Source organism: Cohnella sp. 56, assembly GCF_037963805.1.
Taxonomy (GTDB): domain Bacteria; phylum Bacillota; class Bacilli; order Paenibacillales; family Paenibacillaceae; genus Cohnella.
This window is the reverse complement of record NZ_JAZDQE010000006.1, coordinates 76,134-87,026: the sequence shown is the minus strand read 5'-3', so window position 1 is coordinate 87,026 and position 10,893 is coordinate 76,134. Positions and strand designations below refer to the sequence as shown.

Annotated in this window: 9 protein-coding genes; 6 read left to right on the top strand and 3 right to left on the bottom strand. The window is 62.7% G+C overall.

Translation table 11 applies throughout. The features are described from left to right. The first annotated feature begins 3 nt into the window (after positions 1 to 3). Positions 4 to 3,018, top strand: a complete 3,015-nt coding sequence (locus tag VQ071_RS12930; protein WP_340514421.1) for a hypothetical protein — start codon at positions 4 to 6, stop codon at positions 3,016 to 3,018. A gap of 121 nt (positions 3,019 to 3,139) precedes the next feature. On the opposite strand, the gene VQ071_RS12925 is transcribed toward VQ071_RS12930, so the two are convergent. Continuing rightward, a complete protein-coding gene (locus VQ071_RS12925; RefSeq protein ID WP_340514420.1) occupies positions 3,140 to 4,285 on the bottom strand; it encodes a PPK2 family polyphosphate kinase in 1,146 nt (381 codons plus the stop codon). A gap of 479 nt (positions 4,286 to 4,764) precedes the next feature. Between VQ071_RS12925 and VQ071_RS12920 the strand changes: the two genes are divergently transcribed. Next, the gene (locus VQ071_RS12920) at positions 4,765 to 5,064 is read left to right on the top strand and encodes a hypothetical protein (RefSeq protein WP_340514419.1); all 300 of its coding nucleotides are present in this window, start codon (positions 4,765 to 4,767) and stop codon (positions 5,062 to 5,064) included. Positions 5,065 to 5,131: 67 nt separating this feature from the next. Here the strand turns inward: VQ071_RS12920 and VQ071_RS12915 are convergent, their stop codons facing one another. Next, on the bottom strand, positions 5,132 to 6,382 hold the full coding sequence (locus VQ071_RS12915; protein WP_340514418.1) for an MFS transporter: 1,251 nt from the start codon (positions 6,380 to 6,382) through the stop codon (positions 5,132 to 5,134). 200 nt (positions 6,383 to 6,582) lie between these two features. On the opposite strand from VQ071_RS12915, the gene VQ071_RS12910 reads away from it, so the two are divergent. From VQ071_RS12910 to VQ071_RS12900, 3 genes are all read left to right on the top strand, one after another. Continuing rightward, positions 6,583 to 7,191, top strand: a complete 609-nt coding sequence (locus VQ071_RS12910) for a TetR/AcrR family transcriptional regulator (protein WP_340514417.1) — start codon at positions 6,583 to 6,585, stop codon at positions 7,189 to 7,191. Between the two features lie 135 nt (positions 7,192 to 7,326). After that, positions 7,327 to 7,701, top strand: coding sequence for an antibiotic biosynthesis monooxygenase (locus tag VQ071_RS12905; RefSeq protein ID WP_340514416.1), 375 nt, complete (start codon positions 7,327 to 7,329; stop codon positions 7,699 to 7,701). Between the two features lie 92 nt (positions 7,702 to 7,793). Beyond that, positions 7,794 to 8,408: a hypothetical protein gene (locus VQ071_RS12900; protein ID WP_340514415.1), complete on the top strand. Its 615-nt coding sequence runs from the start codon at positions 7,794 to 7,796 to the stop codon at positions 8,406 to 8,408. Here VQ071_RS12900 and VQ071_RS12895 read toward each other — a convergent pair. Continuing rightward, the gene (locus VQ071_RS12895; RefSeq protein WP_340514414.1) at positions 8,335 to 9,825 is read right to left on the bottom strand and encodes an MDR family MFS transporter; all 1,491 of its coding nucleotides are present in this window, start codon (positions 9,823 to 9,825) and stop codon (positions 8,335 to 8,337) included. The genes VQ071_RS12900 and VQ071_RS12895 overlap by 74 nt on opposite strands. Positions 9,826 to 9,995: 170 nt before the next feature. Here VQ071_RS12895 and VQ071_RS12890 point away from each other — a divergent pair, with 170 nt between their 5' ends. Further along, the gene (locus VQ071_RS12890; protein ID WP_340514413.1) at positions 9,996 to 10,892 is read left to right on the top strand and encodes a TetR/AcrR family transcriptional regulator; all 897 of its coding nucleotides are present in this window, start codon (positions 9,996 to 9,998) and stop codon (positions 10,890 to 10,892) included. Position 10,893 lies beyond the last annotated feature (1 nt).

Below are 10,893 nucleotides of genomic sequence, written 5' to 3'. Positions count from 1 at the left end.
TTTATGAAAAAGACATTCACCGCCTTGCTCGTACTGCCGCTGTTATTCATAAACGCTCACGCGTACGGACAGGCGTCGCAAAACGCCGATCTGCTTCAGATTTTTCCGACAAGCCCGGAAGCCCCGCACAACGCATCCGCTTGGGAAGCAACGAGCGCGGATGGGCCGCTCCAAACGCCGGTCAACACGAACATTCTCTACTACGGCAAAGAAAGCTGGTCCCGCGCGGGCAATATCGACGCCTCGTTCATCGACGGCGACGTGATGACGCACCGGGTGACGATGGACGGGACGGCGCCGGCGCAGGACTGGTACGCCGTCACGCTGCCCGTCCCGTATCTGATCAACAAGGTGGTCTACGCGCACGGCAAAAACTATGCGGACGGCGGCTGGTTCGACACCTCGTCCGACAAGCCGAAGATTCAGGTGCAGACCGCGCCGGGCGGCGCCTGGACGGATGCGGCGACGATCGCCGCGTATCCGGCGACCGGACCGGGCAATGGCGGCGGCCTGGCCCAGGGCCAGACGTTCGAGATCCAGATCGAGGCGACGGTTGTGTACGGCGTGCGCGTCGTCGGCAAGCCCGTTCAGGTGACGGGCAAGACGTACGCCTTCTCCAGCATCGGCGAGCTGCAGGCATCGTACGTGCCGCGCAACGCGGCCTTGAACGGAACCGCTTCGTATTCGCGCGCGGGCAACATCAATGCTTCGTATATGGACGGCAGCTTCGCGACCCATCGGGTGACGATGGACGGCACGGCGCCCGCAGCCGACTGGTATGCGGTTACCTTCGCCAAGGCGCAGCCGATCAACAAGGTGTTGTACGCGCACGGCAAAAGCTATGCGGACGGCGGCTGGTTCGATACCTCCGGCGGCAAGCCGAAGATTCAGGTGCAGACGTCCGCGGGCGGCGCCTGGACCGATGTCGCGACGATCTCGCAATATCCGGCGACGACCAGTGCCGGCGACGGCGGCTTGACCGACGGCCAAGCCTTCGAGGTCGTCTTCGACACGGTGCAGGCGGTTGCGGTTCGCGTCATCGGCAAGCCGGTGCAATATACCGGCAAGACGTACGCCTTCTCCAGCATTGCCGAGCTGCAGGCGAGCTTCGCGCCCGAAGCCAATGCGCTGCTGCAGGCGACGCCGAGCTACTCGCGCGCGGGCAACATCGCCGCCTCGTACCTCGACGGCGACTTCAACACGCATCGCGTTACTTGGGACGGCACCGTCCAGACGAGCGACTGGTATGCGGCGACGCTCGGGCTTCCGGTCACGATCAACAAAGTCATTTACGCACACGGCAAAAACTACGCAGACGGCGGCTGGTTTAATGCCTCGGCCGGCAAGCCGAAAATTCAGGTGCAAACGTCCGCGGGCGGCGCCTGGACCGATGTCGCCACCTTGACCGACTATCCCGCGACGACGGACGGCAACGGAGGCGGGTTGACGCAAGGGCAGCGGTTCGAGGTCCGTTTTGACCCTGTGTCCGTCTACGGCGTCCGCGTCATCGGCACACCCGCGCATTATCCCGGCACAACGTTCTCGTTCTCGAGCATCGGCGAGCTGCAGGCATTTTACGACGAGGTGGACCTGGACAACGGAAAATGGGCGGCCGGACTGAACGAACGCCATGTGTATCAGGCATCGATCGTGCACCGGCAGACCGCGGATACTTCCTGGGAGCTGCGCCTCGGCAAGGGCGGGCAGATTTATTCGCTGACCGGACCGTTCGGCGAGGCAATCCCGCCGCAGTCTCCGGTCACGACGCCGAGATCGGGCGGCTGGATCGACGAGGTTATTCAACCGGTCGCCATCAACCGCGGATTGAACAATCCCGACACGCAATTTTCCCAGTCCGTTTACGACAGCATGGCGTACTACATTCACCAGGCCGGCGTATACGAAGGCAAGGACACGACCGCGCTCGGCCGCAACGGCTTCTTCTATTCGCCGAAGCTCGCCTACGGCTGGGACGCGTCAGACAAATCCTATTCGATGCTGAGCTGGGGCCAGCAGGCCCATATTCCGAGCATCCACAGGTCGGGCATTTTGTATTATGAAAAGGTGCGGGATATCGGCGACGGCATCATCGAGGTTACGTATGTTATTTCCAACTTCGGGACCGAGCGGATCGACGATATTACGCTGCCTTGGGGCGGCGTGCGCAAGTCCAACCTGCCGGATCATGTCGTGAGCGACACGAGCGGCGACTATACGGCGATCGGCGGGGATTTCAGCGATCCGAGCAATCGCATTGCGCTGGACGAGACGGGCGGTTGGGCGGCCTTCGCGCAGAATGCGAGCAACCCGGGCAGCTACGCGCTAGGCTGGGTTTTCGGCCAGGACAAGCATTACGGCGAAGATACTGATTTTCAATATGCAAAAAATACCTGGGCTTGGGGCGATGCCAACAGAGACGATTATATCGTGGGCGGCGTCGGCGGCAACTTCTATCTTGAGCCCGGTCAGACGATGTACTACAGGCATTATTGGGTCGTCGGCACGCTGGCGGACGTGCAGGACAAGGCGAACGCGCTTGCGGACTCGGTCGACTACGGCCTGCTGGACATTACGGAGGCAAATGCCGGCCTGATCCCGCTTTATACGATATCGGTCGGCGGTCAGACGATTCTAACGCGGGAGCCGCAGAGCGGACATTCTCCCGCCCTGCGTACGTACGCCAAGCCCGTCGCCGGCAGCAAGCCGCTGTTCCTGATGCAGGATACGACGACCGGCGCGTACAAGCTGTCGTTCGATCCGTACGAATTCGCGGACAAGGCGGCATTCGCCAACCCGTATGCCCCGTCCGATCCGCAATATTCGACCTATCAGAACCGCACATTGTACAAGCAGTACGACGGCACGATGGCTTATGCGGACCTGCTGGGCTTCGCCATGCCGGCCGACCTGGCCGACACCGCGAGCTACGGTTATGTCAATCTGTACGACGTCGTCACGGACCGCTCGTTCTATCCGGGGCCGACGGCCGCGCATCAGACGCTTAAGGTCAGATCGTAGTAAAAGGTCGGCCTGCCGTTGTCCACTTCCCGGAGCTGCTAGCCCCCGGCATACTCGGCGAACAACCCAAAGCACCTGCCGATCGATCGGCAGGTGCTTTGGGTTTGATCACTGCAGCAAGCTAGCTGTCTGTCTGCCTCCGGCTGCGCCTGCCCGGTTGCTTAGGCGCGCTCGGCTCGGTCGGCGCATCCGCGGCTGAAGCCGGCACCGACGCTTCGTTTGCAGCTTGCTTCCTCGTTTCCCTCGGCTTCCGGGCAGCCTTCCGCGTTACGGGCGCTGCTTTTTCGGCAACCTCCGCCGGTTTTTCGACGACTGGCCGGTCGTCCCCAGCTTCCCCGCCTGTCTCGGTCGCCCGCTGCTCCGCATCCGCAACCTCTTCCTCCGCGGACTTCCTGCTCTCATCACCGGTCTCGCTTTTGACAGCCTTGCTATTGGCCGCCGCCAGCTTGGCGAGCGTCTCGGCATCCAGATCCAGCTCTCCGAGGCGCTCGATGTCAAGCTTCGGATAAGCCGGCTTCAGCCCCTCGATCTCCTCCGTAATAATCTTCAACACGCGATAATCGCGGTACCACCGCTTGTCGGCGGGAACGATATGCCACGGGTTGCGCTTCGTGCCCGTCGCTTCGAATACATCCTCGTAGGCCCGGACGTATTCGTCCCAGTGCTGCCGCTCCTTGAGGTCGCTCGGATCGAATTTCCACAGCTTGTCCGGGTGGTCGAGTCGGTCGCGCAGCTTTTCAAGCTGGAACGCCTTGGAGATATGGAGGAAAATTTTAATAATCAGCACACCGCTGTCGGCCAGCTGTTTTTCGAAATTTTTAATATGCTCGAGTCGGCGCTTCGCTTCCTTGCCATCGATGAGCCCGTGAACGCGGGTGATGAGCACATCCTCGTAATACGAACGGTTGAACGAGGCGATATAACCCTTCTGCGGCACGAGTCGGTGCGCGCGCCACAGAAAATCGTGGGCGGCTTCCTCGGCGGTCGGCGTTTTGAAGCTTTCGGCGCGGAAGCCTTGCGGATTAAGCGCGCCCAGCACCTTTTTCACCGTGCCGTCCTTGCCGCTGCAGTCCATGCCCTGGAACACGATGAGCACGCCGTTCGAGCGGCTGGCATAGAGCTTCTCTTGCGCCTCCTGCAATCTTTCGCGAAGCGCCTCGAGTTCGGCCTCTACCTGCTCCTTGCTCTCGATGCCGCCGGTATCGCCGGGGTCGAACGTCTTCAGTGACACGGCACGCTTGCGGTTAAGCCTGGTGTGGTCGGACATGCTTTTCTCCTCCGATTCTCGCTTGAATATGGGGCTGTCACACACGATTATACCATCGTTCGGACCCTGAGCGCTGGGCGGGCATACCTGTGCGAAGGCATGGGACAGCGAGCTGTGCTATCAGGAAAATGAGCCCGGTCCGATAACCGCGTCGCCCGTGTGGCAGATATGAACCGTGCGGGGCAATGTCTGCCATGCGGGCGGCGTCACGCCGTCTGCGCCATCCGTGCCGGGCGCGCCTGCGGCACCCGTCGACGGCGGCGTACGGCAGCTAATGTGCATCGATAGGATTACAAACGCTGCGGATGAATGCTAATATCGAATAGAAGGTTGCCGTCGTGACCGGAATGACTGGGCGAGTGCGCGAGAGACCGGCGTCCTCTGACAGGCGACGGCCGGACGCCAAGGTCGGATCTTCGGCCGACAAGAGCAGGTGCCGCCTCCGATGGCGGATATCAGACCTAGGGAGGGGAAGTCCCATGCTGATCGGAATTATCGCGGCCGCGGTCCTGGCGGCTGCAGGGCTCGTGCTCTGGCGCTGGAAGCGCGGACGGCGAGCTCCGGCTCCGCGCAGCGCGAAGGTTGTGCCGCTGCGGGCCGCCCGCAGGCGGCAGCGAAGCCGGCCCGGGCCGGCCGCAGGGGAACAGGCCCGGCCTTGTTCGCTTTGCCGCGAACGATCTGCGCGGCTTTCTTTTTATATTGACGAGAGCGGCCGTACGATCGGCGTGTGCAAGGCCTGTCGTTCTAAAGCCGAGGCGCGCGAGCTGGACCGCCTGTGATCGTGCGGACTTGACGACAACGATACAGACTTCGTGTAGCCATAATGGTGATAATCCGGGTGTGCCGTCACATGCGCTGCTCTCGCAGCTCGAATGGCTGTGTGATGCCGGCGTCGCCGTCCGCCATGCGTTCCCTTTTCTCAGTCGCAGCATAAAGGATGGCGAGCAGCGGCCATGCAACGCCGATCAATGCCGCCAGCCGCCAGCCGCCGTGCGCGTACGCCCAGCCGCCCAGCGCCGAGCCGACGGCTCCGCCGAGAAAGAAAATCGACATGAACAGACCGTTCAGGCGGCCGCGCGCTTCACTGCCGAGCGCATAGACGACGCGCTGTCCGAGCACCAGATTGCCGGAGACGGCCATGTCGAGCGCGATTGCGGAGACGAAAAGCAGGACGAGCGAGGCGGTCGAGCGGCTGTGAAACAAGCAGGGGAGCAGGAAGGACAGCAAAGCGATACTCATGGCCAGCCAGGCGAGCGGTCGGCTCCAGCCCTTGTCCGCCAGCCGTCCGGCGATTGGCGCCGCTATCGCGCCGCCGACGCCGACCAGTGCGAACAAGGCAATGCCCTGCTGCGACATGCCGTATGCATCCGCCAGGCGGAGCGGCGCGACCGTCCAGAAGAGGCTGAAGGCGCCGAACAGGCAAGCCTGGTACAGCGCGCGGCGGCGCAGCGCCGGCGTACGGGCGAGCAGCGGCCAGAGGGAGCGGATCAGCCGTCCGTAGGATACGCTTCGCGCGGGCCTTCGTACGGGCAGCTTGCGCGACAGCAATGCCATCAGCAGCGCGATGGCGGTCGCCGAGGCGGCGAATACGTACGGCCAGCTCCAGATGCCGGCGATGAAGCTCGCGACCGGCCGTGCGAGCATGATGCCGAGGAGCAGACCGCTCATTACGTTGCCGACCGCGCGCCCACGCTGGGCCTCGGAAGCGAGCGAAGCGGCGAGGGGCACGAGCACCTGCGCGACGACCGAAGCCGTCCCGATGAGGAGCGACGCGGACAGGAACAGCAGCGCGTTCGGCGCGAGCGCGGCCGCGATCAGCGCGATGACCGCTACGGCAAGCCCGGCGACCGCAAGCCGGCGGTTCTCGACGATATCGGCCAACGGGACGACGAACAGCAGCCCGGCGACATAGCCGATTTGCGTCAGCGTGACGATCAGTCCGGCCGCGCCGGCGGACAGCCCTGTGGAAGCGCCGATCGGGCCGACGAGTGTTTGGGCATAGTAGAGGTTCGCCACAATCAGGCCGCATGCGACCGCCAGTAGAATCGTCAAGCCGCGGGAAATGCCGCTTTCCTTCATGATGTGTTCCGTTCGCATCTTGCTTCCTCCATTCGGTACGTTTTTTATTTAATATACTAAACGTACAGTTTATTAATTAACGACCTCATCATATAATGAACGAAGCGTTTTGTAAATAGGCGCTTTGTTTGTTTTTTCAACTTTTTTTCGTATACTGAACGTATTGTATTTTATTGTTCGCAATTACACGGTGGAGAGGCCGGGAGGAGGCTGTGACGATGCAACAACCGAACAAACGGGGGCGGCCGCGGGACCCGAAGACGCAGCAGGCGATTCTGGCAGCCTCGTACGAATTGCTGCTTGAAGTCGGATTCGGCGCGGTGACGGTAGAAAAGATTGCGGAGCGCGCGGGCGTGAGCAAAGCGACCATTTATAAATGGTGGCCGAACAAAGCCGCGGTGGTCATGGATGGATTTTTGTCCGCCGCCTCGGCCCGGCTGCCGGTGCCCGATACGGGCGATGTTTTCGAGGATATCCGGATTCACGCCATGAACGTGACGCGCTTTTTGACGAGCAGCGAAGGGAAGATCATCACTGCGCTCGTCGGGGAAGGGCAGTTCGACGCCGGCCTGGCCGAGGCTTACCGGACGCGATATTTCCAGCCGCGGCGGCAGGAGGCGAAGGGAATCTTGGAAAAAGGGGTTCGGCGCGGGCAGTTGCAAAAAACGCTGGACGTCGGTCTCGGCGTCGATCTGCTGTACGGGCCGATCTTCTACCGGCTGCTCGTGACCGGCGAGCCGCTCGATGACGATTATGTGCACAGGCTGGTGACGAGCGGGTTCGAGGGAATCCGCGAGTGCGGCGATCGGCGAGGAGATGCTCAATAACGGGGAGTAGCGCAGGCAACGAGAGGGACGCACGATCGGCCGCGGTGCTCGCACCACACAGCCGGCTGCTGATTTGAGCGGGTATCTCGCCTTTGCTACAATACGGACAATACGGACACAGGAAGGATGTTTAACATGATCGTCGCCATCAACACCATCAAGATCAAGTCCGGCCACGTCTCCGAAGTCGCCGAGCGCTTCAAAAACCCGAAGGGTATCCAGCACGCCGCCGGATTCGTCCGGATGGAGCTGCTGACCGAATCGCTGGAGGCGCACGATGAACTCAAAGTATGCACCACTTGGGAGGATCGCGCAGCCTTCGACGACTGGGTGAACAGCGACGCGTTCAAGCAGGCGCATACGCCTGCCCGACCGAAGCCGGCGGCAGAGGGCGGCGAACCGGGGCAGCATCGGGGCGGAGATGGGGAGCAGGCGCGTCCCGGCGGCGGCATCATGCTGGGCGCCAAGCTGAGCGTGCATGAGGTTGTGTTCGCTTATCCGTCCGAATAAGAGCGCAGCAAAAAACGTTCCTCTCGTCCACAGCGGCATTGTGCGCCATGGATGAGAGGAACGTTTTGTTTGGTGACAGGCATAAGAGGTCGATGCCAATCGCCTCCTGTAGTGAAGGCGATCCGCCCAACGCAGGCGCCCCGAGCCCAATCGCCTCCTGTAGTGAAGGCGATTCGCCCGCAGCAGGCGCTCCGGTGCCAATCGCCTCCCGTAGTGAAGGCGATCCGCCCGCAGCAGGCGCGCCGGTGCCAATCGCCTCCTGTAGTGAAGGCGATCCGCCCGCAGCAGGCGCGCCGGTGCCAATCGCCTCCTGTAGTGAAGGCGATCCGCCCACCGCAGGCGCGCCGGTGCCAATCGCCTCCTGTAGTGAAGGCGATCCGCCCGCAGCAGGCGCCCCGGTGCCAATCGCCTCCTGGAGTGAAGGCGATCCGCCCGGCGCAGGCGCCCCGGTGCCAATCGCCTCCCGTAGTGAAGGCGATCCGCCCAACGCAGGCGTCCCGGTACCAATCGCCTCCTGTAGTGAAGGCGATCCGCCCGCAGCAGGCGCTCCGCGCTCAATCGCCTCCCGTAGTGAAGGCGATCCGCCCAGCGGCGCCCGCGCCGCGCGAATCGGATTGCCTTCACCACGCCCCGTTAATGTCCCGACAGCACGCTCTCCTCCGCTCGCACTTCGCCCGATCCGCTCTTCTGCGCGGCGGCCGGTTTGACGCGGCGGATGAACAGGCTGAGCGCGAAGCCGACGATCGCGAAGCCCGAGGTGAGCAGGAAGGTGTCGCCGAACGCGCCGACGGCCGCTTCGAGCGGGTTGGGGCCGGTGTAGGCTTTCATGATCTTGTCGCTATGCGTGGACAGGTAGCCGGTCAGTCCGGCGACCGCGAAGGAGACGATAACCTGCTGCGCCGAATTGGTGAGCGGCGTGACGCGGCCGACCAGTTCGCGCGGCGCGGTGTTGAGGATGTACGTGTTCATCGTCATCATCGACAGCCCCATGCCGCAGCCGAGCAGGAACAGGTTCAGCATGATGACGTACAGCGGACGGTCGAGCGTGATCTGCGACATGATGAGCAGCGCCGCGGAGATGAACAGTGTGCCCGTGATGACGATCGGACGTGCGCCGATCCGGTCGAACAGCCTGCCGCCGATCGGCATGCAGAGCATGGAGCCCATCGCTTGCGGGAGCAGGATCAGCCCGGTCTCGAGCGGCGTGTAGCCCTTGACCTGCTGGAGCATGAGCGGGAACAGGATAATGGAGCCGAACAGCGCCACGTTCAGAATCCAGGACAGGATGATGCCCTGCGTGAACGCGAAGGTGCGGAAGACGCGCAGCTCCAGCAGCGGCTGCCGGTGCCGCAGTTCGACGAAGATGAACAGCAGCAGCGCGGCGCCGCCGACGATCAGGCCGGTCAGCGTGCGGGCGGAGCCCCAGTCCTGACCGCCCTCGCTGACGCCGAACGCCAGCATGGCGAAGGCGATCGGGCCGAGGATCATGCCGAGGATGTCCAGCGCCGGCGGCTTGCCGCGCTCGAAGACGGGCAGGAACCGCGCGGCGACGATGACAGCGGCGATGCCGATCGGCAGGTTGATCAGGAAGATCCAGTGCCAAGAGACGTATTCGACAAAGTAGCCTGACAGCACCGGTCCGAGCGCGGGCGCGAGCAGGATCGGAATGCCGAGCACGCCCATGACGGCGCCGCGCTTGTCCGGGGGGGCGATGCGGAAGACGAGCGCCATGCCGATCGGCGCGACCATGCCGCCGCCGATGCCCTGGATGACGCGGAAGACGACGAGCTGCTCGGTCGTCGAAGCGAGCGCGCAGAGCGCGGAGCCGAGCGTGAACATCACGATCGTCGCGATGAACACGCGCCTCGCGCCGAACTTGTCGGTCATCCAGCCGGCGAGCGGGATGACGGCCGACAGCGCCAGCGTATAGCCGGTGACGGCCCATTGCAGATGGTGAAGGGTGGTGCCGAAGTCGTCGACCAGCGTCGGGATCGCATTGTTGACGACCGTCGTGTCAAGAATAACCATGAACATGCCGATGATAACGGCGAGGAGCGGCGGCAGCAGCTTGAGCAGCGAGAAGGGCGCGGCTGCGTCAGGCGAGGCCGTGCGCGAGTTTGCCATGTGTGTTCATTCCTTTCCGATTGGGGGCCGAGTCTTGACGGAAGTCTGATTTTCCGCTATTTTTGACTAAGTGGTTTTGTTAAAAACCGCGTAGTCACGAAAGGCTATAGGCCTATTTTTATACCTTTCGGCAATCCATGTCAATCGTTATTTTTCTGGCGGGAGGGCTTATGAGCATATTAAAAAACAAAATCGTAGCCTCGGCCGAGCGGCTGTTCGCGGAAAAAGGGTACGAGTCGACGTCCATCCAGGACATCGCGGACGATTGCAGCGTCGCAAAGGGTTCGTTATATAAGTTTTTTCCGTCCAAGGAAGATTTGTATATCGAGATTCTCGAGGTGCATTACACGCGGATGATGGAGGAGACCGATCGCCTGCGGGAGCGGACCGAGCTGTCCGCACGCGAGCTGTTCGTCGAGGAGATCACGTATCAGCTCGGCTACTTCCTCACGCACGGCTTCTTCGTGGCGAATTCGTTGAAGGAAAAGCCGCCGATCGCGAGCGACAAGCTCGGCCCGCATCTGTTCCGCAAGCGCGCGCGGCTGCTGAACTTCAATCGCGGGGTGCTGCTGCGCCGGTACGGGGAAGCGATCGAGCCGCATGCCTGGGACGCGGTGATGATTCTGAACGCCATCGGCAAGGAATATTTGCATCTGATGAAGACATCGGCCAAGCCGCTCTCGGTGCCGGCGCTGGCCGCGTATGTCGCCGATCGGATGGACGATCTGGTCGCCGGACTGCTCTCCCGTCAGGCAGAGCCGATGCTGCCCGGGCAGCTGATGCAGGAGTTCGCGGACGAGGCGCCGGAGACGCTCCGCGAGTCGATCGAGCGCTGCGGCGGCATGGTGCTGGCGCAGACCGCCTCCACGATTCGCGAGCTGAGCGTGCCCAACGCGCGCAAGCGGGAGCTGGAGCAGATTCTGGAGCTGCTCCGGGAGGAAGGGCTGAAAAGCGAGCCGAGGCGCTTCCTCGTCACGGCGCTGCTGAACGAGCTGGGATCCGAGCACGAGCTCGCGCCTTACGCCGCCCGGATGCGTCTTTGGGTCGAGCAGCTGCTGGCCGAATAGG

Bases quoted from the DNA above. Each gene is read 5' to 3' on its own strand.
- VQ071_RS12930 (WP_340514421.1), top strand. From the start codon at position 4: ATGAAAAAGACATTCACCGCCTTGCTCGTACTGCCGCTGTTATTCATA.
- VQ071_RS12925 (WP_340514420.1), bottom strand. From the start codon at position 4,285: ATGTCCGACCACACCAGGCTTAACCGCAAGCGTGCCGTGTCACTGAAG.
- VQ071_RS12920 (WP_340514419.1), top strand. From the start codon at position 4,765: ATGCTGATCGGAATTATCGCGGCCGCGGTCCTGGCGGCTGCAGGGCTC.
- VQ071_RS12915 (WP_340514418.1), bottom strand. From the start codon at position 6,382: ATGCGAACGGAACACATCATGAAGGAAAGCGGCATTTCCCGCGGCTTG.
- VQ071_RS12910 (WP_340514417.1), top strand. From the start codon at position 6,583: ATGCAACAACCGAACAAACGGGGGCGGCCGCGGGACCCGAAGACGCAG.
- VQ071_RS12905 (WP_340514416.1), top strand. From the start codon at position 7,327: ATGATCGTCGCCATCAACACCATCAAGATCAAGTCCGGCCACGTCTCC.
- VQ071_RS12900 (WP_340514415.1), top strand. From the start codon at position 7,794: ATGCCAATCGCCTCCTGTAGTGAAGGCGATCCGCCCAACGCAGGCGCC.
- VQ071_RS12895 (WP_340514414.1), bottom strand. From the start codon at position 9,825: ATGGCAAACTCGCGCACGGCCTCGCCTGACGCAGCCGCGCCCTTCTCG.
- VQ071_RS12890 (WP_340514413.1), top strand. From the start codon at position 9,996: ATGAGCATATTAAAAAACAAAATCGTAGCCTCGGCCGAGCGGCTGTTC.